27 protein-coding genes and 1 pseudogene are annotated in these 20,663 nt (G+C 38.9%); 7 read left to right on the forward strand and 21 right to left on the reverse strand.

Annotated features, from left to right (window positions below; genetic code table 11):
- Nucleotide 1: 1 nt before the first annotated feature.
- The 9 genes and pseudogenes from blpZ to KIH88_RS07750 form a co-directional block, all read right to left on the reverse strand.
- Nucleotides 2-250 (reverse strand): immunity protein BlpZ, encoded by a 249-nt coding sequence (blpZ, locus tag KIH88_RS07710; RefSeq protein ID WP_000276518.1) that lies wholly within the window; start codon nucleotides 248-250, stop codon nucleotides 2-4.
- Between the two features lie 79 nt (nucleotides 251-329).
- Complete coding sequence (locus tag KIH88_RS07715) at nucleotides 330-548, reverse strand: hypothetical protein (protein ID WP_000438252.1); 219 nt, start codon at nucleotides 546-548, stop codon at nucleotides 330-332.
- Between the two features lie 5 nt (nucleotides 549-553).
- Entirely contained in the window at nucleotides 554-928 is a 375-nt protein-coding gene (locus tag KIH88_RS07720) for a hypothetical protein (protein WP_001270580.1), read from the reverse strand.
- Between the two features lie 33 nt (nucleotides 929-961).
- Nucleotides 962-1,189, reverse strand: coding sequence for a Blp family class II bacteriocin (locus KIH88_RS07725; protein ID WP_213988873.1), 228 nt, complete (start codon nucleotides 1,187-1,189; stop codon nucleotides 962-964).
- Nucleotides 1,190-1,376: 187 nt separating this feature from the next.
- Complete coding sequence (locus KIH88_RS07730; RefSeq protein WP_213988874.1) at nucleotides 1,377-1,781, reverse strand: immunity protein; 405 nt, start codon at nucleotides 1,779-1,781, stop codon at nucleotides 1,377-1,379.
- 28 nt (nucleotides 1,782-1,809) lie between these two features.
- A complete protein-coding gene (locus tag KIH88_RS07735) occupies nucleotides 1,810-2,130 on the reverse strand; it encodes a hypothetical protein (protein ID WP_000645118.1) in 321 nt (106 codons plus the stop codon).
- Between the two features lie 14 nt (nucleotides 2,131-2,144).
- Nucleotides 2,145-2,372 (reverse strand): annotated as a pseudogene (locus KIH88_RS07740) (Blp family class II bacteriocin).
- 155 nt (nucleotides 2,373-2,527) lie between these two features.
- The gene (locus KIH88_RS07745; protein ID WP_213988876.1) at nucleotides 2,528-2,824 is read right to left on the reverse strand and encodes a bacteriocin immunity protein; all 297 of its coding nucleotides are present in this window, start codon (nucleotides 2,822-2,824) and stop codon (nucleotides 2,528-2,530) included.
- Nucleotides 2,824-3,045 (reverse strand): leucocin A/sakacin P family class II bacteriocin, encoded by a 222-nt coding sequence (locus tag KIH88_RS07750; RefSeq protein WP_213988877.1) that lies wholly within the window; start codon nucleotides 3,043-3,045, stop codon nucleotides 2,824-2,826. The genes KIH88_RS07745 and KIH88_RS07750 overlap by 1 nt, the downstream gene beginning before the upstream one ends.
- 281 nt (nucleotides 3,046-3,326) lie before the next feature.
- On the opposite strand from KIH88_RS07750, the gene blpA reads away from it, so the two are divergent.
- From blpA to blpC, 3 genes are read left to right on the forward strand one after another with little or no spacing between them, the layout of a single operon-like run.
- On the forward strand, nucleotides 3,327-5,480 hold the full coding sequence (gene blpA / locus KIH88_RS07755; RefSeq protein WP_213988878.1) for a peptide cleavage/export ABC transporter BlpA: 2,154 nt from the start codon (nucleotides 3,327-3,329) through the stop codon (nucleotides 5,478-5,480).
- 10 nt (nucleotides 5,481-5,490) lie between these two features.
- The gene (locus KIH88_RS07760) at nucleotides 5,491-6,852 is read left to right on the forward strand and encodes a bacteriocin secretion accessory protein (protein ID WP_213988879.1); all 1,362 of its coding nucleotides are present in this window, start codon (nucleotides 5,491-5,493) and stop codon (nucleotides 6,850-6,852) included.
- Nucleotides 6,853-6,908: 56 nt separating this feature from the next.
- Nucleotides 6,909-7,064, forward strand: coding sequence for a quorum-sensing system pheromone BlpC (blpC, locus tag KIH88_RS07765; protein ID WP_125840946.1), 156 nt, complete (start codon nucleotides 6,909-6,911; stop codon nucleotides 7,062-7,064).
- 42 nt (nucleotides 7,065-7,106) lie between these two features.
- On the opposite strand, the gene KIH88_RS07770 is transcribed toward blpC, so the two are convergent.
- From KIH88_RS07770 to KIH88_RS07780, 3 genes are read right to left on the reverse strand one after another with little or no spacing between them, the layout of a single operon-like run.
- Nucleotides 7,107-8,447, reverse strand: coding sequence for a sensor histidine kinase (locus KIH88_RS07770; protein ID WP_213988880.1), 1,341 nt, complete (start codon nucleotides 8,445-8,447; stop codon nucleotides 7,107-7,109).
- Between the two features lie 13 nt (nucleotides 8,448-8,460).
- Nucleotides 8,461-9,198, reverse strand: coding sequence for a response regulator transcription factor (locus KIH88_RS07775; RefSeq protein ID WP_070800389.1), 738 nt, complete (start codon nucleotides 9,196-9,198; stop codon nucleotides 8,461-8,463).
- A 4-nt stretch (nucleotides 9,199-9,202) separates the two neighbouring features.
- Nucleotides 9,203-9,541, reverse strand: coding sequence for a LytTR family DNA-binding domain-containing protein (locus KIH88_RS07780; protein ID WP_001106571.1), 339 nt, complete (start codon nucleotides 9,539-9,541; stop codon nucleotides 9,203-9,205).
- Nucleotides 9,542-9,821: 280 nt separating this feature from the next.
- Between KIH88_RS07780 and KIH88_RS07785 the strand changes: the two genes are divergently transcribed.
- Nucleotides 9,822-10,151, forward strand: a complete 330-nt coding sequence (locus KIH88_RS07785) for a helicase BlpT (RefSeq protein WP_213988881.1) — start codon at nucleotides 9,822-9,824, stop codon at nucleotides 10,149-10,151.
- 59 nt (nucleotides 10,152-10,210) lie between these two features.
- Here KIH88_RS07785 and KIH88_RS07790 read toward each other — a convergent pair whose 3' ends face one another.
- Together KIH88_RS07790 and KIH88_RS07795 are read right to left on the reverse strand one after the other, a co-directional pair.
- Nucleotides 10,211-11,260 (reverse strand): ABC transporter permease, encoded by a 1,050-nt coding sequence (locus tag KIH88_RS07790; protein ID WP_213988882.1) that lies wholly within the window; start codon nucleotides 11,258-11,260, stop codon nucleotides 10,211-10,213.
- Complete coding sequence (locus KIH88_RS07795; RefSeq protein WP_084874592.1) at nucleotides 11,257-11,988, reverse strand: ABC transporter ATP-binding protein; 732 nt, start codon at nucleotides 11,986-11,988, stop codon at nucleotides 11,257-11,259. The genes KIH88_RS07790 and KIH88_RS07795 overlap by 4 nt, the downstream gene beginning before the upstream one ends.
- A 67-nt stretch (nucleotides 11,989-12,055) precedes the next feature.
- On the opposite strand from KIH88_RS07795, the gene KIH88_RS07800 reads away from it, so the two are divergent.
- From KIH88_RS07800 to KIH88_RS07810, 3 genes are all read left to right on the forward strand, one after another.
- Nucleotides 12,056-12,466, forward strand: a complete 411-nt coding sequence (locus tag KIH88_RS07800) for an HIT family protein (RefSeq protein ID WP_213988883.1) — start codon at nucleotides 12,056-12,058, stop codon at nucleotides 12,464-12,466.
- Nucleotides 12,467-12,475: 9 nt separating this feature from the next.
- Nucleotides 12,476-12,763, forward strand: a complete 288-nt coding sequence (locus KIH88_RS07805; RefSeq protein WP_213988884.1) for a hypothetical protein — start codon at nucleotides 12,476-12,478, stop codon at nucleotides 12,761-12,763.
- A gap of 67 nt (nucleotides 12,764-12,830) precedes the next feature.
- On the forward strand, nucleotides 12,831-13,484 hold the full coding sequence (locus KIH88_RS07810) for a hypothetical protein (RefSeq protein ID WP_213988885.1): 654 nt from the start codon (nucleotides 12,831-12,833) through the stop codon (nucleotides 13,482-13,484).
- Between the two features lie 78 nt (nucleotides 13,485-13,562).
- Here the strand turns inward: KIH88_RS07810 and dnaJ are convergent, their stop codons facing one another.
- From dnaJ to KIH88_RS07845, 7 genes are all read right to left on the reverse strand, one after another.
- Entirely contained in the window at nucleotides 13,563-14,699 is a 1,137-nt protein-coding gene (dnaJ, locus tag KIH88_RS07815; RefSeq protein WP_001066316.1) for a molecular chaperone DnaJ, read from the reverse strand.
- Nucleotides 14,700-15,290: 591 nt separating this feature from the next.
- The gene (gene dnaK, locus KIH88_RS07820; protein WP_033605565.1) at nucleotides 15,291-17,114 is read right to left on the reverse strand and encodes a molecular chaperone DnaK; all 1,824 of its coding nucleotides are present in this window, start codon (nucleotides 17,112-17,114) and stop codon (nucleotides 15,291-15,293) included.
- Between the two features lie 266 nt (nucleotides 17,115-17,380).
- On the reverse strand, nucleotides 17,381-17,896 hold the full coding sequence (gene grpE / locus KIH88_RS07825; protein ID WP_070837582.1) for a nucleotide exchange factor GrpE: 516 nt from the start codon (nucleotides 17,894-17,896) through the stop codon (nucleotides 17,381-17,383).
- A 26-nt stretch (nucleotides 17,897-17,922) separates the two neighbouring features.
- A complete protein-coding gene (gene hrcA, locus KIH88_RS07830) occupies nucleotides 17,923-18,957 on the reverse strand; it encodes a heat-inducible transcriptional repressor HrcA (RefSeq protein WP_213988886.1) in 1,035 nt (344 codons plus the stop codon).
- Between the two features lie 160 nt (nucleotides 18,958-19,117).
- Nucleotides 19,118-19,630, reverse strand: a complete 513-nt coding sequence (locus KIH88_RS07835; RefSeq protein WP_213988887.1) for a DUF2812 domain-containing protein — start codon at nucleotides 19,628-19,630, stop codon at nucleotides 19,118-19,120.
- Between the two features lie 34 nt (nucleotides 19,631-19,664).
- Nucleotides 19,665-20,240: a DUF2812 domain-containing protein gene (locus tag KIH88_RS07840; RefSeq protein WP_213988892.1), complete on the reverse strand. Its 576-nt coding sequence runs from the start codon at nucleotides 20,238-20,240 to the stop codon at nucleotides 19,665-19,667.
- Nucleotides 20,240-20,560, reverse strand: a complete 321-nt coding sequence (locus tag KIH88_RS07845; protein ID WP_213988888.1) for a PadR family transcriptional regulator — start codon at nucleotides 20,558-20,560, stop codon at nucleotides 20,240-20,242. Before KIH88_RS07845 ends, KIH88_RS07840 begins: the two co-directional genes overlap by 1 nt.
- Between the last annotated feature and the right edge of the window lie 103 nt (nucleotides 20,561-20,663).

The raw sequence follows: 20,663 nt of genomic DNA on the forward strand, positions 1-20,663 counted from the left end.
CCTACAAGCCATTCTTTACCTCCAATCTCTCTAAAACAAACCATTTTAATAACCAAAATCCGACAACATAGCCAGCACCAAAGAATATAGCTATAAAAGCTATCATGGGATTCAAGAAATAGAAGATCACAACGGACACAAAGGTTAGCACAAAAACATTGAAGGCAATGGTGTCGGAAGCCAAGACTAGAATATAGGGTGTCAACCAATCTAAGGTTTTTGAATATGGAAAAAATAAGTGTTTATACATGATATATTCCTATACAGTATAGAGAGTATAAACTCAAAGAAATACCCAGATTAATAGCTCTCTATACTAACTCAATCCTCTAATGTGGCCATAAAACTGAAGCTGCTGCCCCACCAGCTGCGCAAATCAAATAAATCTGAGGAGTTGGAAAAGGGATTGTCTGCATACAAAGCGAAATCCCCTCAACTGCACCACCTACTCCACTTAAAAATGCATCTGCAAGTTGTTTATCACCAGCTGTTATCGTTGTTAGTTTTTCATCGGATAAAATGAAGAAATTATTGACTGATTGTTCCATTCTTTTCACACTTTCTTTATTAAATTAATTTGGCTAGTAGATAAAAGATAGATTAAGGCATTAAAGATAATGAAAATATGTCCGTAAAATAAAATCAACTTCGCATCCAAACCAAGATACAGTTTGACCATCACAAAGATAAGCAAAAGGATTTGAAACCATAACGTTTTTCCAAAAATAAATTTAAAGCGATTTCGAATTTCTACTTCCTTGATTTTTACCGTTACTCCTTTATTAGCAAGAAGGAAAACTCCTACTTCGAACAAGCCACTGTAGAGAACAATCCACCCAATCGATACATTAGAGATTTGCAAAAATGTCCCTAAAAGAATATCCAAAATACTAGTCAAGAAAATAACAACAAATAATCTATATCTCATATAAATCTTCTCCTTACTACTATCTTTAAAAGTTTAACTTGCCCTCAAAGCTCCCCAAGCTGCTGTACAGAACTGTGCTCCTAAAATCCCTCCAGCAAGAGTTCCCACAACTGGGATAACACTCCCCAGAGCTGCACCTCCTATTGTACAAACTCCCAATGCTTGAACAACTTCTCCAGCCCCTACTGTATCTCCACCTTCAACGCAAGCGAGCATATCAGTATCCATAATCTTAAATTGTGACATCATTTTTGTATTCATGACAAATACTCCTTTTTTATTTTTAATTTTTGTCCTGTTTCAACCTTGACAAGTTTAGTATATCATTGTTTTTTAAAATTTTTCATCCAAATCTTGAATTGTCATCGAAACGTCTTGAATTGCAAAAACTTCATTATAAAAGGGTGAGTATTTCGAAAATACTCACCCTTTTATACTTCATTAACCTCTACTTTTTATAATACTTCAAACCCCAAATAAGCAAAAGCATGATAAGCAAGCATAGAACCGCGCCAATATGAGCGATTAGTTGTTGGTAAGATTCTCCTGCTGTGATACCTCTATACAAACAAATAATACACATAAAGCCTGTCAAGCCGATGAACATGAGTTGATTGGTTCTAGGACTAACCAAATCATCATCTTCAAACTCTCTTATCTTCATTTCCCTAGTGAGATAAACAGTAGCCAAAATAGAAGCTAAGTTAATAACCACTAAAAGAAATTGGAAAACTAAGGAAAAATTTAAAAACTGACGGGATAAAAATAGATAAGTAGAGACAAGCAAGGGTATCTGTCCGAACAACAATCTCACTAAGAATATATTGCTTTTTGTTGCAAATATTTTTTTCATTACTATCTCCATTACAATTAAATGACATCTAATCATTTTCTAAAATTTGATAACTTTTGTGAAATGTTTTAGCAGAAACAACTCTATGATTGGTGATATCTATATAATCACCTGGATAACCAAGAACATACATTCCATAACCAGCGAATCCTCCTCCAACTGTTCCAACTAGACCAAACTTGATATTCGTTGCGAGAGAAGTGTTGAGACCTGCCATTAGAATGCGCACATGATTATCCAACCAAACCATATAATTTTTTTGAAAAGCTTCCTCTACCCAACTTGGTTTAGGAGTTGCTTGACCAATTTCCCAAACATCAACAATTTGATTCCCATATTTTGCCTTCATAGCTTCAATCCTTTTTAAATACCATTACATGAGTTTGGAGTTCCCCCAATACCATAAGGACTACATGGTTTTGAAAAATGTATAATAGGTCACTTACCATTTAATTGGTCCAAAGTTGGAGACGGTGCTAGCCCACCCAATAAACCAGCAATCATATCTCCCCAACCTCCGAAACCACCTTCAACGCAAGCAAGCATATCAGTATCTATAATCTCAAATTGCGACATCATTTTTGTATTCATGGCAAATACTCCTTTTTTATTTTTAATTTTTATCCTGTTGCAACCTTGACAAGTTTAGTATAGCACTGTTTTAATTTTTTTCACTCAAATCCAGAATCACAATAAAAATATTAGGAATACATAAACTATAATTAACATATCACTTGGACTACACCCTAGTATCCATATCTAATATTAGATATTTCTCTTAATTTTTTTATCTGATCAGACTGAATTTCAGACAAATGTAGTGCATTTTCAATTAATACATTCGAAATTTCAATGTTCATTCTACTAAGGGTATAAGGAATCGATATACTTCCTTTCTTTAATTCATATTCGTAAGAAATCAATATATTTTTCAAAGGGAGAAGTTGAGAATCACATTTTATATTTTGAATAAGTTTTTCTAATATGATGATAGCTTCACGGCGTCTTTCAACTCCTCCAGAAAACCACTTTAAACCTCTCATTATAGAGGTCCCCCCGAATTCCAACCTGCATTCCCACCTGAAAATCCATTAACAATAGAATTAGTAAGAATTTTATTTATAGCTTCAGGCCAGTTTACCCAGCAACCTTTAGAGTTATCACAATATAAACCATTACCATAATATATTGTTTTTCCTCCTACTTTACTCGCAAGCATATCAGTATCCATAATCTCAAATTGTGACATCATTTTTGTATTCATGACAAATACTCCTTTTTTATTTTTAATTTTTGTCTCGTTGCAACTTTGACAAGTTTAGTATAACATTGTTTTTTTTTATTTTCATCCAGATCTTGAATTGTCATCGAAACGTCTTGAATTAGCTTTTTATTTCAAATCACACCTATAGATTTTTAAAGAAAGATAGTTTCTAATCACTTTTTTACCATTCAGGAAGTTTCAATGACAATTCAAGATTTTATAAAATATGAACTTAGTATTATGGTATAATAAATTCATATTTTATATAAAAGGATTTGCCAATGACTTCTTATAAACGTACATTTGTTCCTCAAATAGATGCTAGAGACTGCGGTGTTGCTGCCTTAGCCTCGATTGCTAAATTCTATGGTTCAGATTTTTCTCTAGCTCACTTGAGAGAACTTGCAAAGACCAATAAAGAAGGGACGACTGCTCTTGGCATTGTAAAAGCCGCTGATGAAATGGGATTTGAAACAAGGCCTGTTCAAGCAGATAAAACGCTCTTTGACATGAGCGATGTCCCCTATCCATTTATCGTTCACGTTAACAAAGAAGGGAAACTCCAACATTACTATGTTGTCTATCAAACAAAGAAAGACTATCTGATTGTTGGTGATCCTGATCCTTCTGTAAAAATCACCAAAATGTCAAAAGAACGCTTTTTCTCTGAATGGACTGGAGTAGCTATTTTTCTAGCTCCCAAACCCAGCTATCAACCCCATAAAGATAAAAAGAATGGTCTACTGAGCTTCCTTCCTCTGATTTTCAAACAAAAATCTCTCATTGCTTACATTGTTCTCTCAAGCTTATTAGTCACTATTATCAATGTCGGTGGTTCTTATTATCTCCAAGGAATCTTGGATGAGTACATTCCAAATCAGATGAAATCAACTTTAGGAATTATCTCAATTGGTCTAATTATCACCTATATCCTCCAACAAGCCATGAGCTTCTCCAGAGATTATCTCCTAACTGTTCTGAGTCAGAGATTAAGCATTGATGTAATTTTGGCCTATATTCGCCATATCTTTGAACTTCCTATGTCTTTCTTTGCGACACGTCGTACAGGAGAAATCATTTCACGCTTCACAGATGCCAACTCTATTATAGATGCCTTAGCTTCTACCATTCTCTCTCTTCTTCTTGATGTTTCCATTCTGATCCTTGTAGGGAGCGTCTTACTGGCACAAAACCCTAATCTCTTCCTTCTTTCTCTTATTTCCGTTCCTATATACATGTTCATCATCTTTTCTTTTATGAAGCCTTTTGAAAAAATGAACCATGATGTCATGCAAAGCAATTCTATGGTTAGTTCTGCTATTATCGAAGATATCAACGGGATCGAAACCATCAAGTCACTCACAAGTGAAGAAAATCGCTACCAAAATATTGACAGTGAATTCGTCGATTATTTGGAAAAATCCTTTAAGCTCAGTAAATATTCTATTTTACAAACGAGTTTAAAGCAGGGAACAAAATTAGTTCTGAATATCTTTATCCTATGGTTTGGTGCTCAATTAGTCATGTCGAGTAAGATTTCTATCGGTCAGCTGATTACCTTTAATACACTTCTTTCTTACTTTACAACTCCTATGGAAAATATTATCAACCTCCAAACCAAACTCCAATCTGCGAAGGTTGCTAATAACCGCTTGAACGAGGTCTACTTAGTCGAATCTGAATTTCAAGTTCAAGAAAATCCTGTTCATTCAAATTTTTTGATGGGCGATATTGAATTTGATGACCTTTCTTATAAGTATGCTTTTGGGCGAGATACCTTAACAGATATCAATCTAACGATTAAAGAAGGTGATAAGGTTAGCCTAGTTGGAGTTAGTGGTTCTGGTAAAACAACTTTAGCCAAAATGATTGTCAACTTCTTTGACCCTTACAAAGGACAGATTACCATCAATCATCAGGATATTAAAAATATTGATAAAAAAATCTTGCGACGTCATATTAATTACCTGCCCCAACAAGCCTATATCTTTAATGGCTCTATCTTGGAAAACTTAACCTTGGGCGGTAATAGTATGATTAGCCAAGAAGATATTCTAAAAGCTTGCGAATTAGCTGAAATCCGTCAAGATATTGAAAGAATGCCTATGGGCTATCAAACTCAACTTTCTGATGGAGCAGGTCTGTCAGGAGGACAGAAGCAACGAATAGCCCTCGCTCGTGCTCTTTTAACTAAATCTCCTGTTTTAATACTAGATGAAGCTACTAGTGCTCTCGATGTTTTGACTGAGAAAAAGGTTATAGATAATCTTATGTCCCTAACTGATAAAACCATTCTCTTTGTAGCCCATCGTCTAAGTATAGCCGAACGGACTAACCGTGTCATTGTTCTTGACCAAGGGAAAATCATTGAAGTTGGTAGTCATCAAGAGTTAATGAAGGCGCAGGGCTTCTACCATCATCTATTCAACAAATAAGGAGAATGTTATGAATCCTAATCTTTTTAGAAGCGTCGAGTTTTATCAGAGACGTTACCATAATTATGCGACAGTATTGATCATACCACTTTCATTACTGTTTACTTTCATCGTGATTTTCTCCCTTGTTGCTACAAAAGAGATTACTGTTACATCGCAAGGAGAAGTCACTCCTACAAGTGTCATTGCATCTATTCAGTCAACCAGTGATAATCCTATCTTAGCTAATCATTTAGTGGCAAATCAAGTAGTTGAAAAAGGTGACTTACTCATCAAATACTCTGAAACAATGGAAGAAAGTCAGAAAACTGCCTTAGAAACTCAGTTACAAAGACTTGAGAAGCAAAAAGAAGGACTTGGAATTTTGAAACAAAGCTTAGAAAAAAATACCGATCTTTTTTCTGGTGAGGATGAGTTTGGCTACTATAATACCTTTATGAATTTTACTAAACAAGCTCATGATATTGAGCTGGGTATCTCAAAGACTAACACTGAAGTTTCAAATCAAGCCAATCTTGCTAATAGCAGTTCATCAGCTATCGAACAAGAAATTACAAAAATTCAACAACAAATTGGAGAATATCAAGAGCTGAGAGATGCTATCATAAACAAAAGAGCACGCTTACCGACTGGCAATCCACACCAGTCAACCTTGAATAGTTATCTGGTAGCATCACAAGGACAAACACAAGGAGCTATAGAAGAGCAATTTTTATCTCAAATCAATCAAAGTGTTACAGGCCTCGAATCATCTATCGCAAGTCTCAAAATTCAGCAAGCTGGTATCGGAAGTGTAGCAACTTATGATAATAGTTTAGAAAGCAAAATTGAAGTACTTCGTACTCAGTTTTTACAAACAACTTCTCAGCAACAACTAGCTGTGGAAAATCAACTAACAGAATTAAAAGTACAACTAGATCAAGCGACACAGCGCTTGGAAAACAATACCTTAACCGCTCCAAGTAAAGGTATCGTTCATCTGAACAGCGAATTTGAAGGTAAAAATAGAATTCCAACTGGTACAGAAATTGCTCAAATATTCCCTATTATAACAGATACAAGAGAAGTACTAATCACTTACTACGTATCATCTGACTATCTCCCCTTACTAGATAAAGGACAAACTGTAAGATTAAAACTTGAGAAGATTGGAAATCACGGTATTACCATCATCGGCCAACTTCAGAGCATTGATCAAACTCCCACCAGAACAGAGCAAGGAAATCTCTTTAAATTAACCGCTCTTGCAAAACTATCTGGTGAGGACAGTAAACTCATCCAATATGGTCTACAAGGTCGCGTCACTAGTGTAACTGCAAAGAAAACATATTTTGATTATTTCAAAGATAAAATTTTAACACATTCTAATTAATTTTCAGATAACACTCTATAACTATTTATTATCTTATAAAACAGGAGAATCATAACATGGATAAGAAACAAAACCTAACTTCATTTCAAGAATTAACAACTACTGAACTCAATCAAATTACAGGTGGAGGATGGTGGGAAGATTTCTTGTATAGCCTTAATATAATTAAGTATAACAATACGAAAGGACTTCATCAGCCAATACTACTATAAAAAAACAAGACCAAGAGAAAAGCTCTCTAGGTCTTATTTTTATCATTCTGTATGTATCATAGTAAGCATCTGACGAAAAACTTGATTTTGACAGGTGGTATTGAGGCTGGTATTGGGATGACTTTCCACAATTTTCATGACAGTATAGAGACCAACTCCTCTCTCCTCCCCTTTAGAACTTGCTCCAAAGGAGAAGATTTCCGAAATATCTATGCCCTCTTCTTTGATAGAATTTTCGATGATAAAGGTCTCCTGTTCTCCATTTTTTAAAAAAGCGATTGAAACATGAGGTTGACTGGCCTCTGCACTGGCTTCAATGGCATTGTCACAAAGGATAGATACGATGGTTAAAAAATCAAGCAGACCCATACTCTCGACTTGAATCTCCTCAGGAACTTCGACATTAAAGACAATATCCCTTTCTCTGGCTTTTATAAATTTTCCTGCTAAGAGACTTTTGAGGGCACGGTCTCGAATATTTACCAATCGGCCCAGGTCATATTTATTGTCCTGCAATTTCTGACTAGAATCCTTTAAGACCGAGTCGTAGACCTCTTTTATCTGCTCCATATCCTCCTCTTCAATCCCCAGACGTAAACTGGTCAAGAGGTTGGTATAATCATGACGAAAGCTCCGAACTTCCTTGTAAAGTTCCTCTATATGCCGACTATAACGTTCCATATCTCTGTATCGCAAGTCCTGCTCTTGGTTCAGTCTCTCATGAAGTTTGTCCTTCAAATAGGTATCTAATTTCTTGATAACCCCCATAAAAAAGAGCAAGTAAAACACTAGGATCAGATGACGAACAGTCGTTGATTGGATACCTTGTTCATATTCAAAGTAAGACAGATTTTGTATCACTAGATAGTAAGCTCCCATTACCCAATTAATCTTAGTAAGGGACTTTTGAAAATCTTTATCGAGAATCTCCTTTCTCAATTTAGTGAAATCATAGCCCAACCATTTCAAAAAAGCTAGAGAAATGAAGAAATTGAAAATTATTATACATAACCCAGTAAATGAGTAGCCATCATATACTTGCCCTTGTCCCAAAAATGGAAGCACAAAATAGGAGACTCCTCTATAAAAGAGATTCACCAATATCATTGGAAAGAGACCATAAAAGAAAAGGAGTTTTTTAGGAAGCCCTCTTAACAATAAGAAAGATAAACCTATGCCGTACAAGGGGTCCACAAAATAAGATAGGTAATCATTTCCTACTATATAGCTAATCATTACAAAAACAACTGCCAAAAGTATCTTAAAAAGAAAAGCCTTAAAAATCCTCTCGAAAATGAGACCAATTCCATCTACCTTAAAGAAAATGATAATTTCTAGCCCATTAGTAATAAGTGTATACAACAATATCCAAGTAATATTCATAAACTCTCCTAGCTCAGTGTAAGTTATTAATAGCCTCAGACACTTCCCTGACCTTATAACGCGCGATTAGACAACTTCCACCATTGGGAAAGAAAAGCAGTTTTTCTTTCTTATCCAAATGCACCACATTTGCAGGATTGATGAGAAAAGAACGATGACACTGCAAGAGACGAGGCTCCTGCTTGAGAACCTCCTCTAGGCTCGCCGTAAATTCCAGTCTATCCGTCTTGGTATAGAGAATAACACGATGGGCTCTAGGAGACGTTTCGAGATAGTAAACCTCTTTAAAAGGATACTGGAATTGAGCAAATTTTGATTTAAAATAAAAGCAATCTTCCGCCAGGCTTTTGCTGTCTTGACTATCGGCATAGAGAAGAGCTGTCTCGATACGAGACTCAAACTCCTCTGCCGACAAGGACTTATCAATGTAGTCCAAAGCAGACACTTGGTAGCGAAAGGACAGGGGCATAAACTCCGAGTGAGTCGTCACAAAGACGATCAGGGCATAAGGATCTCGATCCCGAATCTTTCTTGCCACTTCTAGGCCTTTCATCTCCTCATTTCGAATCTCAATGTCCAAAAAGAATAGCTGATGTGCTCCCTTCTCATGCATCTCTGCCAGAAGTTGGTCTGGCTTGCCAAAGACTTCAAAAGAGCTGGGAATGATATGATGTTCTTTCAAGAGTTTCTCAATCGTCGTTTCAATCCTAGCTTGTTGGGAGAAATCATCTTCTAAAACAAATATTCTCATCTTCTTACTCTCCTTGTTTCAACCATCTTTGGCGAATATCTCTATAGCGACGTCTGGCATACTGAACAGCATATCGACCTTCTTCTCCAAGAAAAAGAGTCTTTCTTTGGATATCCATGGATTTTAGCCGTTCAAGGTTAACCAGACAATTTCGATGACATCTCGTCAAGGTTTCTCCATATTGTTTCTCAAGATTGCTTAAATTTTGAAATAGATCAAAGCTAGCGTTTTCTGTAACAATCTGCACGGTATGGGCTTTGCTTGGATGCGTTTGGATATAGTAGATATCCTCTATGTTTAATTTGAAAATTTCTTTCTCTTTTTGGATGATGATATAGTTCATGGATAAAACCTCCTGAAGAGAGGATACCATAAGTCTAGAATCCATTTTTTGCCAAATCCTAAACGGTTCTTAAAAATTCCTAAAGTGTCGAAGCTTTTACAAAATAACTATGATAACCTTATAACTATTTTATCATAAAATCCCGCTATTACCACTCAGGAAATTTCAATGACAATTAAAGATTTAAAGCTGAAAAAGGAGATAAAAGTGATAGACTGGCAGTATCAAAAAAACAGTTGCTAGAAACAAGACTAGCACCCAGATTAAAGGAGGAATTCTCATGACAGATACAGAACCTATCAAAAGAGCTCAGACTTTGATTACTGAGTTAAACAAAGCCTATCAAGCATGCAAACAGGCAACAGCTGATGACGTTCGCTTTCAGGAGCAACTGAACAATATCCTCTGCTTTCTCTCTAAAGCTGAGACAATGGATAATCGATTCTTGATTGAGCTGGAAAAATTTTACCAAACTTCCAGTCTTCTCATGGGTCTCAGTGCTCTCAATCCAGATGCTCCTACTCGCGCCGCTTGGCGGGCCTATGACCGTTTCCACTTTGACCAAGTCAAAACCAAGCTAAGTCTCTACGGACCAACTATTATCTTGTAGAAAATAAAAGAAGCTGAGACAGACTGAACTCAACTTCTTTTTGTATTGTTTAAGCAATGTTAGTCTTGCATCTGGCGTTTCACCTGATAAGGTAGATACAAGATTTGTAAGACCAGTCCAGCTCCAAGCAGGGCTAAAAGAGATAGTTTTTCTTGGAGGGTAATCAAACCAACTATCAGCTGAACCAATAAAACAAAACCTGTCAATCCTCGGATAACTTCCTGTAGTCCCTTCTCTTTCTCCCCTTTTTCTAATGGAAAGAGCTGGGTCAAGTATTGGTAATCAAAGGCATGATAGAGGGCGAGTAACTGAAAGAGCAAGAGGTAATTAAATAGAACCACCACTGCTGTCGCAATCCAAGCTTGCTCGATAAAGACTAGAGCTAACAAGGATAGGAAGAGGAGGCGGAGACTGAGGGCAAAGAGGTCTCCATTTCGCAAGTAAGAACGAAGATAGAGATTTTGCCAAATTTTCCCAGGTACCTTCTGAACAGTCTTTAGGATAAAATCCAGATAAGCGCGACGTTTGACACTATTTGAAACGCCCTTGACCTGAGTAAAGAGAGCAAAGAAACGAAGCAAAACTTGCTTGCGCTTGCTTTCTTGGGCGATCACATAGTCCCAGTCAATTCCGTTCTCAGTAAAAAATTTACTGGCTTTTTGACGAAAGAGGAGATATTTCCCAGCTCCTAATAAAAGCACATAGGAAAGAAAGATAGGCAAGCCATAGCCCATGGCTAAAAATAAGGGCGCAAATAAAAGCAAGAAAAGGGTTTGGACAAAGAGCCAAAAGACCAGTGAGCGCACTGTCTGCCCTTTGAGGTGGGACTTAACCTCCTCTTCACTGACTAAGAGAAAGAGCTTGTCAGGCCCTTCCATGTAGGTTGCGATTCCTCCCCAAGCTAAAAGCAAGGCAGATACAATCCCTAAAAACAAGAGGATAGGCCAATGATTTTCAGGAAAATGTTGCAGGAGTTGGCTGTACTGGTAAGCTAGAAAACCGATAAGAACTAGCAGGAACAAGACAAAGTGGTCATTGAGAACATAGCGCAGATAACCGACACACTCCTTACGAAAAGCCTGCTTTCGCTTTAAAAACAAGTCTTTCATAGCTCCTCCTCTTTGGTCAGAGCCAAGTAAATATCATTCAAACTCGCTTCAGGCATGTCAAAGGCTTCGCGGAGTTGCTGGAGGTTCCCCTGAGCTCGCACCTCCCCCTTGTGGAGGATGACAAAGGCATCACACATCTTCTCCGCTGAATCCAGCACGTGGGTACTCATGAGAATGGACTTGCCTTTTTGCTTTTCTACTTCCAAAAGCTGAATCAAGTCGGCAATCGCCAGCGGATCGAGCCCAAGAAAAGGCTCATCAACGATGAAAAGACTCGGATCTACCACAAATGCACAGATAATCATGACCTTCTGCTTCATCCCTTTGGAAAAATGCACTGGGAACCAGTCCAATTTTTGGTCCAGACGGAACATTTTTAACAAAGATTCTACTCGCTCAAAAGCCACTTTTTGCTCAATACCATAGGCCATGGCAACCGTCTCGATATGCTCTCTAAGAGTCAATTCCTCGTACAAGCTAGGAGTTTCAGGAATGTAGCCGATCTGCTTGCGGTAGTTAGTCGCATCTTCTCGCAGGGTAAGACCGTTAATCTTGATTTCTCCACTGTAAGGTGTCAACAGACCAATAATCTCATTGATTGTCGTTGATTTCCCAGCACCGTTGAGACCAATCAAACCGACCAACTGCCCACTTTCAACTGTAAAGGACACATCTTTCAAGACAGGGACGTGAACATAGCCACCTGTCAGGTTTTTAATTTCTAACATATTTTCTCCGAATCTGGTATAATGTAGCTATATTATATCAAAATTCAATACAGTAGAGGTGGATTTTATGTCAGATTGCATTTTTTGTAAGATCATCGCAGGGGAGATTCCTGCTTCAAAAGTATATGAAGATGAGCAGATTCTTGCCTTTCTTGATATCTCTCAAGTGACGCCTGGACACACCCTCATTGTACCCAAAGAGCACTACCGCAATCTTTTGGAAATGGATGCTACCAGCGCCAGCCAACTCTTTGCACAAGTGCCAACAGTGGCTCAAAAAGTCATGAAGGCTACCAAAGCTGTCGGCATGAATATCATTGCCAACTGCGAGGAAATTGCTGGTCAAACGGTCTTTCATACTCACGTGCACCTCGTACCTCGCTACAGTGCAGAAGACGACCTCAAGATTGACTTTATTGCCCACGAACCAGACTTTGACAAACTTGCCCAAGTCGCTGAAACCATTAGAAATGCCTAAGGAGTTGCCATGAAACTATCCAATCTATTGCTATTTGCAGGTACTGCAGCTGGAAGTTATTTTGTCGTAAAAAATCGCCAAGTCATCACAGAGGAGTTGATGGATACTAGCGACCGTGTCGAAGCTATGAAGGAGGACTTGGATGTCATTCAAAACAGCCTGCAAATCATCGACCAACAAAAAGCTCTTATCAAGGAATACCAAAAAGACTTGACCTACAAGTTCAAAGTTTTAGAACAAGATTTCCAAACCAGACTAGCTGTGATAAAAGAAACACAGGAGCTTGAGGATAAGTAAAAAGAGCCAACAACTTTCCTTAAATCCATTTTAGGTTGTCAAGTCCAAACAAAGAAGAGGAATGAAAATGAAACAGTTTGTAAAAGTTCTAGCGAAGGTCATCGCGATCCCTTGCGGCTGCCTCTGCCTTCTTGTAGCCTTGGCATTTCTACTAGTGGCCAATCTTTTCAAGGCTTCACCGAGTGACATCCGTGAGGGGAATGAAGCCTTAAAACAAATCTTTATCTCCCTTGACCTCCCTCCCGAGAAAGTCGAATCGGATGGACACTATCAATACGAGGGTGGAGGCCTAGATTTTTATGTTACTTTCTCAGACGAGGTCATCAATAGTCACCCCGTCCTAAAAGAAAGTCCAAAACTCACCAAAAACCGACTTAAAGTCTATGTCCTCCAGACAGGAGATATTTCCTACTATAAAGTAGGGGACAACTTATTCAATCGTGGTTTAATACAATTTTTAGAGGAGGAGGGCGAGAAATATTTCCAAGAAAAAGGAAAGAAATCAAATTCTTCTTACACAATTCTAAATTGGAAGGATCAGGCAAGTCTTAAAAAGGGAATTGCATTCTATGAAAAAGCTTTGACCTTAGTGGATATTCAGGATAATTCGGCGATCAAACATATCGATACTGTCACCGTGAAACCTGGTAAAGAAGCGGAACTTAAGCAACTCATTCAAGAGATGGATGAGGCTGGCTTGCTCACTCAAAAGTATAGATAGTAGACTAACTGGAAAATGATTTTTCGATACTAAATTTCCCAAAATTATACAAAAAAGAGCCTTGAGGCTCTTTTTACTTTATTCTCCTTCGAAGGCATCTTTTATATGGTCAAAGAAGCCCTTTTTCTTTGGATTGACTTTCAAGTCACCTGCAGCTGCGAATTCTTTAAGCGCTGCTTTTTGGCGATCATTCAAGCCTGTCGGAGTCACGACATTAACGGTTACGTATTGGTCACCAACAGCACCACCACGAAGGCTCGGTGCTCCCTTACCACGTAGACGGAATTTCTTGCCAGTCTGAGTTCCTTCTGGGATGACCAATTCAACATCTCCATGCACGGTTGGAATTTCCACAGTATCACCAAGAGCTGCTTGGACAAAGTTGAGGTTCAGATTGTAGAAGATAGTGGTTCCTTCACGTTCAAACTTATCACTAGCTTCTACTGAAACCACCACATACAAGTCACCATAAGGTCCACCGTTAAATCCTGCTTCACCTTGACCCGCTAGGCGGATTTGTTGGCCTGTTTCCACACCCGCAGGGATCTTCACATGTACGCTATGAGCTTGTTTTTCATGACCTGTTCCGTGACAAGTTGTACATGGATCTTTGATTTCTTTTCCGCGACCATGACAGACATCACAGGTTACTTGGCGGCGCATCATACCAAGCGGAGTCTGCGTATCGACGTTAATAACACCAGCGCCATGACAGCGTCCACAAGTGACTGGACTTGTCCCTGGCTTAGCACCAGATCCATTACATGTACGACAGCTAGCTTCACGATTGTATTTAACTTCCTTTTCTGTTCCGAAGATAGCTTCTTCAAAGGTCAAGTTCACACGGTACTGGAGGTCATCCCCTTGACGAGGAGCGTTTGGATTGCGCGAAGCTCCGCCTCCACCGAAGAAACTTGAGAAAATATCCTCAAAACCACCGAAGCCACCTGCTCCGTCAAAGCCACCAAAACCACCGGCACCACCAAAGCCACCGTTGGCACCTGCAGCACCATATTGGTCGTAGGCTGCACGTTTTTGGTCGTCACTCAAAGTCTCATAGGCTTCTTGAACTTCCTTGTATTTTTCCTCAGCACCAGGCTCCTTGTTGATATCTGGGTGGTATTTTTTGGAAAGCTTACGATAAGCCTTTTTGATCTCGTCTGCCGAAGCGTTTTTTGACACCCCCAGACGATCATAAAATTCAGTATTGTTCATACAAGATACTAAGAGCGAACAGAAAGCGACTGAAATTTAGGAAACCGATAAGAAATCCTGATTTCTTAGGAGGTTTATCTAATTTCCAAGCTTTCCGCTCGAGTTCAATTACGAACACCCTTATTCCTTTCTATTAGTCTTACGGAACGAAGCCTCAATCTAGGTCGGGTTCAATTCCTTTCTTTTATATCAATGAGAAAAACTCAAATAAATTAGGTTCAACCCCTTTTTACCGAAAAACAGAGGCTGGGTTGCAACCTCTGGATTTCTTCTTATACTTACTAGTTCGAGTTTTAAAAATCAAACTAGTAATGGCTCAACTGAGTTTTGGCTAAAAACTTCGGAAAAAAGATAAGCCATCTTTTGTGCATCGCACAAGGCGATGGCTTCCTATTTTTCTTTCGTTTTCTTAACGCCTCAACATCTTACCGAATCGAGCACGCCCTAACCTCTTGGTGAAAAAGAGACGTAGCTGTTTTCGCTTTAGCGAACTACAGATATGGCTACCTTTAGGTGCAAGTCTTCCTAGAAACTAAAGTTTCTGCGTCATATTTCCTATTTTCACTGTGAGGTTTTAACGGGCTTTGCATCTTACTTTTCAGTAAACTCTCCGTCTACAACATCATCGCCTGCGTTTCCTGTTGCTTGTGCGCCTTCTGCTCCTGCTTGAGCTTGTTGGGCTGCAGCGGCTTGTTCGTAAAGTTTAACAGCAAGTCCTTGAGCTTTTTCGTTCAATGCTTCGAGTTTTGCTTTCATTTCGTCCAAGTTGTTATCTTCTTGGGCTTTCTTAAGCTCATCAAGGGCAGCTTGGGCAGCGTCACGTTCTGCATCGAAGCCTTTTCCTTCAGTTTCCTTGATTGTCTTTTCAGTCGCAAAGATAGCTTGGTCTACTTCGTTACGAAGGTCAACTTCTTCTTTACGTTTCTTATCTGCTTCAGCGTTTGCTTCTGCATCTTTCATCATGCGGTCGATTTCTTCATCAGTCAAACCAGAGTTAGATTGGATAACAATAGTTTGTTCTTTTTGAGTTCCAAGATCTTTAGCCTTAACAGATACGATACCGTTCTTGTCGATGTCAAATGTTACTTCGATTTGTGGGATACCACGAGGAGCAGCTGGGATGTCTGTCAATTGGAAACGTCCAAGAGTCTTGTTATCTGCGGCCATTGGGCGTTCACCTTGAAGAACGTGGATATCAACGGCTGGTTGGTTGTCTGCTGCAGTTGAGAAGACTTGTGATTTAGATGTTGGAATTGTTGTGTTACGGTCGATGAGTTTTGTGAAGACACCACCCATTGTTTCGATACCAAGTGACAATGGTGTTACATCAAGAAGGACAACGTCTTTAACATCACCAGTGATGACACCACCTTGGATAGCAGCACCCATGGCAACTACTTCATCAGGGTTTACTGATTTGTTTGGTTCTTTACCAGTTTCAGCCTTAACAGCTTCTACAACGGCTGGGATACGAGTTGAACCACCAACTAGGATAACTTCGTCAATATCTGACAAGCTCAAACCTGCATCTGAAAGGGCTTGACGAACTGGAACTTTTGTACGCTCTACAAGGTCACGAGTCAAATCGTCAAATTTGGCACGAGTCAAAGTCATTTCCAAGTGAAGAGGTCCAGATTCACCAGCAGTGATAAATGGCAAGCTGATTTGAGTTGAAGTTACACCTGAAAGGTCTTTCTTAGCTTTTTCAGCCGCATCTTTCAAACGTTGAAGAGCCATCTTGTCTGTTGATAAGTCAATACCATTTTCTTTCTTGAATTCTGCAATCATGTGATCGATGATTTTTTGGTCAAAGTCGTCACCACCGAGTTTGTTATCCCCTGCAGTCGCCAATACGTCGAAGACACCGTCACCGAGTTCAAGGATAGAGACGTCAAATGTACCTCCACCAAGGTCGAATACCAAGATTTTTTCTTCTTTGTCAGTCTTGTCCAAACCGTAAGCAAGAGCTGCTGCAGTTGGTTCGTTAACGATACGTTCTACTTCAAGACCAGCGATTTTACCAGCATCTTTTGTTGCTTGACGTTGAGCATCGTTAAAGTAAGCTGGAACTGTGATAACTGCTTTAGTTACTTTTTCACCAAGGTAATCTTCCGCATAACCTTTCAAGTATTGAAGGATCATAGCTGAGATTTCTTGTGGAGTGTACTCTTTACCATTTGCAGAAACTTTTTCAGAAGTTCCCATCTTAGATTTGATAGAGATAACTGTATCTGGGTTTGTGACTGCTTGACGTTTCGCAGCATCACCAACGATAATTTCACCGTTTTTGAATGATACTACAGATGGCGTTGTACGGTTTCCTTCTGGGTTTGCGATGATTTTGCTTTCAGTTCCTTCAAGAACTGCAACTGCTGAATTTGTTGTACCTAAGTCAATACCGATAATTTTAGACATGTGTTTTTCTCCTTAAATTTTATATTCTTTCTTTTTGGTACTCTTCTTAGGTGGCGGCGCCGTCAGAGCTTGACTCGTCAATCTCTTTGACCAAACTTTGAGCCTAAGGTCTCAAAGTTTGCGCAAATAGCGCCACGGCGAAGAGTATCGTCTTTTGTTCGCTTCGCTCACTATTGCAAAGCTGAACAATTTCTTATCTTTCTTTCATAGTTTATTGTCGTTTCGGACAAGTTTTCTATTATGTATGTTGCAACCGTCAGAATTGCCTAGTTGTAGACAACTACCATTGCTGGGCGTAGGATGCGGTCATGGAGTTTGTAGCCTTTTTGGAAGACTTGTGCGATGGTATCTGCTGGGTGCTCATCGTCTGCTGGGAGAGTTTGGATGGCCATATGATAGTTATGGTCAAATTCGCCGTCAGCTACAATTTCTTCGATTCCTTCTTCTTTCAAAGCGTGAATCAAGCTCTCTTGCACCATCTCCAATCCTTTTTTGACGTCGTCTGTCAAACCTTCAACTGCTAGTGCACGTTCTAAGTTGTCAAGCGATGGTAAGATTGCTTTTGCCAGGTCTTGGCTACGATAGCGTTGCAAATTTTGACGTTCTTCATTGGCACGGCGTTGAATATTTTGCATTTCTGCATGAGCGCGAAGGTATTTGTTTTCGAACTCATCTGCACGTTCATTTGCCAAGTCCAACTCAGACTTCTCAGGAGTTGTTTCTTCAGTTGTTTCCACAACTTCCTCTTCTTTCATTTCTTCGTTTTTTTTATCTTGGGCCATTTTCGCCTCCTTTAATGATTTCAAAATTAATTTACTTCGTAATGATTACTGCTGAGGTAGCGATAAAAATCTGTCAACTTCATGGTCAAAACACGATTGACCACATTGACTTGGTTGACCAATTGCTGATAATCCAGATTGATCGGACCGATAATCGCTAGAATTCCAAAACCTCGATATGGAATGAGGAACTTGCTACTAATCACCGCCAAGTCAGATAGACAAGACTCTTGACTGTCCGCAACACGGACATTTTGCATCTGATCTTCCTGCAGACCCTCACGAATCTCCAAGGCCACCTTTTGCGGTTGGTCAAAGAACTGATAGGCCGCTAGATTGGCAAAATTCAAGAGATTGACCTTGCCCGCCACTACAATGTTTTCGTTAAACATTTCCCTAAAGATATGTTCAAAGAGATCCATGACATTGTCCGTAGTTGTGAAGTAACGCTGGATAATCTGCGGAATCTCTGTCCGAATCTTGTAGTGAATATCTAGAACAGTGTGCCCCAAGAAACGTTCTTGAATGATGCTCTTCAGTTTCAGCAAATCTTCCTGCAAGAAGTTTCTTGGAATCAGAAATTGACTGGTAACCGTTCGGGACTCGTCTAGGGTAAATACTGCCAAGGCTGTATGTTGTCCCAAAACAACGATATCAAAGGCTGTCAACCGTTGCCTGCTCGGCTCAACATCCAGTGCTACTACCGTGCAATCACTCAGGTCTGTCAGTAGATTAGCGGCCTCTTGCAGAATATCCTCTAGCTTGAAGAATTCCTGATCAAAGGCTTTGACAATCTCATAAACCTCATTTTCAGCTAGTCTGTCAAAATCCAGTGAATGTTTCACATAGTACTGAAAACCAGCAACACTTGGCATCCGACCGCTTGAAGTATGAGCCTTCTCAAGCAAACCCTGCTTCTCTAGAGCCGCCATGTCATTACGAATGGTTGCACTGCTAGAGTTAATAGACTCTTGCAAGGCTTTGGATCCGACAGGTTCGTGCGTTTTGGTAAAGATGTCAATAATCAGATTTAAAATATCCTGCTGACGCTCTGTAACCATCTCATCACTCCTCTCTGTCCGATCGATTAGCACTCTATGTACTCAAGTGCTAACTCATGATTCTATTATACACCCTTAGAAGAGAATGTCAAGACAAAAACTCAAAAAATTAGCACTCTTTTACCAAGAGTGCTAAAAATCAGTCTGAAGACCTAGAAACTTACTTCTCATCTACTTGGTATTTCCTTTTAAGTCTAAAAAAGCCGTAGATTAGATAAGAAATTAAACAAGTGTATAAAACGAAAATAATAAAGAAAGACTGAGACAAGTTTTCTCGATACAAACTCATGCAAACAACAAGACCACCTGAAAAAGTGGCTATACAGGAACGAAGTCTAGACCGCATAACTTCCCATCTGAGACCCTTACTCATATAGACTTTCTCCTCTGAAAGTATATCAGAAGTTGGTTTACGAAGAATTGAACAAAAACCTGTTTCTATCAATTCCCAACCGCTATTTCTAAAATCTTGCAGTTCATGCTTATACTTTTTAAGAAATCTAGAATCATAGATACGGTAGATGACATCGTCAGGTTGGCATTGGCTAAAATAGAAAAAACCAAAACGACTCGTTCTATATCTCCAGCCTTTCAAGTGCATCTCACGCAAATACTCTTCTCCCTTGTCCAAATCAACAATGGTGAAAATCCTAAATTGTACTTTGCTATTCATTGTCTTACCTCCAAATCAGAAAACATACATGGTTTTATTTTTCAGATAATTCTTTCCACTTTTGAAACAAGCTCCAAAAAATATAAGAAATCTGAACCGCAAAAACTATCAATAAAACACAATCTATTATGACAATCAAAAATATTCCCCAACTGAAAGAACTAGCTCCACTGACAAACTTTGAGAAAACCGGTAGTAGAGCTAAAAATAGAATCAAAATAGGAAGCATCCGCATTATTAAAATCCGTTTGATCATAGCTAACTTCCCTGTAGCGTCATTATAGATTTCAAACTCAGTATCCGATTCAATTTCAGAATGTGCTTTTCTAAAATAGGAAAAACTATTAAAGTCTGTAATATGATCCCAGCCACAGTCTTTAAATAGTTGTAAATAGGAGGCTCTCTCTGATTTTTTCATGGGATAAAAGTCCAACTGATAAGACACCTGCTCCGGTTGGCACTTTTCAAAAGTATACTTAACCGCAACTACTAAGTTAGAGTAGCTTACTTCCTTAAGTTTCCAGCCCTTAGCATGCATTCCCCCAAGGTATAAAGCCTCTCTATCATAATCTGCAATTGTAGATATCCGATATACAACCTTCTTTTCCATCATACTTCCTCCCGACTGTTTCTGTAGAGCCGTTCAATACGTTTCAATTCAATATCTAAGACTTTTCGTCCCAAGTCTGTGATCTGATATATTTTACGCTTCTCCTCTTCTCGGACAAAGGAAATCAAGCCATCCTTTTCCATCTTTGACAAGGTTCCATACATAGTTCCAGGACTAATCGAAACTTGCGAATCTGTCATCTCCTTGACCTTTTGTGTGATACCATATCCATGGTTCTCCTTCTGTAGACAAAACAAGATATAAAATCCTGTTTCCGTCATCGGAAGATAAACACGACGAATCTTATCCGTTAATTCCATTATAGCCACCTCCTATTCAGTTCAATATATCGCACTTCATTATATAAAATATATCACACCCCGATATAAAACACAAGAAAAAAAGATCACCCTCAGGCAATCT

It is taken from the genome of Streptococcus oralis (assembly GCF_018448765.2).
GTDB lineage: Bacteria > Bacillota > Bacilli > Lactobacillales > Streptococcaceae > Streptococcus > Streptococcus oralis_BM.

What these genes read in the sequence shown, in the direction of transcription:
- blpZ (WP_000276518.1), bottom strand. Translation starts at nt 250, where the DNA reads ATGTATAAACACTTATTTTTTCCATATTCAAAAACCTTAGATTGGTTG.
- KIH88_RS07715 (WP_000438252.1), bottom strand. Translation starts at nt 548, where the DNA reads ATGGAACAATCAGTCAATAATTTCTTCATTTTATCCGATGAAAAACTA.
- KIH88_RS07720 (WP_001270580.1), bottom strand. Translation starts at nt 928, where the DNA reads ATGAGATATAGATTATTTGTTGTTATTTTCTTGACTAGTATTTTGGAT.
- KIH88_RS07725 (WP_213988873.1), bottom strand. Translation starts at nt 1,189, where the DNA reads ATGAATACAAAAATGATGTCACAATTTAAGATTATGGATACTGATATG.
- KIH88_RS07730 (WP_213988874.1), bottom strand. Translation starts at nt 1,781, where the DNA reads ATGAAAAAAATATTTGCAACAAAAAGCAATATATTCTTAGTGAGATTG.
- KIH88_RS07735 (WP_000645118.1), bottom strand. Translation starts at nt 2,130, where the DNA reads ATGAAGGCAAAATATGGGAATCAAATTGTTGATGTTTGGGAAATTGGT.
- KIH88_RS07745 (WP_213988876.1), bottom strand. Translation starts at nt 2,824, where the DNA reads ATGAGAGGTTTAAAGTGGTTTTCTGGAGGAGTTGAAAGACGCCGTGAA.
- KIH88_RS07750 (WP_213988877.1), bottom strand. Translation starts at nt 3,045, where the DNA reads ATGAATACAAAAATGATGTCACAATTTGAGATTATGGATACTGATATG.
- blpA (WP_213988878.1), top strand. Translation starts at nt 3,327, where the DNA reads ATGACTTCTTATAAACGTACATTTGTTCCTCAAATAGATGCTAGAGAC.
- KIH88_RS07760 (WP_213988879.1), top strand. Translation starts at nt 5,491, where the DNA reads ATGAATCCTAATCTTTTTAGAAGCGTCGAGTTTTATCAGAGACGTTAC.
- blpC (WP_125840946.1), top strand. Translation starts at nt 6,909, where the DNA reads ATGGATAAGAAACAAAACCTAACTTCATTTCAAGAATTAACAACTACT.
- KIH88_RS07770 (WP_213988880.1), bottom strand. Translation starts at nt 8,447, where the DNA reads ATGAATATTACTTGGATATTGTTGTATACACTTATTACTAATGGGCTA.
- KIH88_RS07775 (WP_070800389.1), bottom strand. Translation starts at nt 9,198, where the DNA reads ATGAGAATATTTGTTTTAGAAGATGATTTCTCCCAACAAGCTAGGATT.
- KIH88_RS07780 (WP_001106571.1), bottom strand. Translation starts at nt 9,541, where the DNA reads ATGAACTATATCATCATCCAAAAAGAGAAAGAAATTTTCAAATTAAAC.
- KIH88_RS07785 (WP_213988881.1), top strand. Translation starts at nt 9,822, where the DNA reads ATGACAGATACAGAACCTATCAAAAGAGCTCAGACTTTGATTACTGAG.
- KIH88_RS07790 (WP_213988882.1), bottom strand. Translation starts at nt 11,260, where the DNA reads ATGAAAGACTTGTTTTTAAAGCGAAAGCAGGCTTTTCGTAAGGAGTGT.
- KIH88_RS07795 (WP_084874592.1), bottom strand. Translation starts at nt 11,988, where the DNA reads ATGTTAGAAATTAAAAACCTGACAGGTGGCTATGTTCACGTCCCTGTC.
- KIH88_RS07800 (WP_213988883.1), top strand. Translation starts at nt 12,056, where the DNA reads ATGTCAGATTGCATTTTTTGTAAGATCATCGCAGGGGAGATTCCTGCT.
- KIH88_RS07805 (WP_213988884.1), top strand. Translation starts at nt 12,476, where the DNA reads ATGAAACTATCCAATCTATTGCTATTTGCAGGTACTGCAGCTGGAAGT.
- KIH88_RS07810 (WP_213988885.1), top strand. Translation starts at nt 12,831, where the DNA reads ATGAAACAGTTTGTAAAAGTTCTAGCGAAGGTCATCGCGATCCCTTGC.
- dnaJ (WP_001066316.1), bottom strand. Translation starts at nt 14,699, where the DNA reads ATGAACAATACTGAATTTTATGATCGTCTGGGGGTGTCAAAAAACGCT.
- dnaK (WP_033605565.1), bottom strand. Translation starts at nt 17,114, where the DNA reads ATGTCTAAAATTATCGGTATTGACTTAGGTACAACAAATTCAGCAGTT.
- grpE (WP_070837582.1), bottom strand. Translation starts at nt 17,896, where the DNA reads ATGGCCCAAGATAAAAAAAACGAAGAAATGAAAGAAGAGGAAGTTGTG.
- hrcA (WP_213988886.1), bottom strand. Translation starts at nt 18,957, where the DNA reads ATGGTTACAGAGCGTCAGCAGGATATTTTAAATCTGATTATTGACATC.
- KIH88_RS07835 (WP_213988887.1), bottom strand. Translation starts at nt 19,630, where the DNA reads ATGAATAGCAAAGTACAATTTAGGATTTTCACCATTGTTGATTTGGAC.
- KIH88_RS07840 (WP_213988892.1), bottom strand. Translation starts at nt 20,240, where the DNA reads ATGGAAAAGAAGGTTGTATATCGGATATCTACAATTGCAGATTATGAT.
- KIH88_RS07845 (WP_213988888.1), bottom strand. Translation starts at nt 20,560, where the DNA reads ATGGAATTAACGGATAAGATTCGTCGTGTTTATCTTCCGATGACGGAA.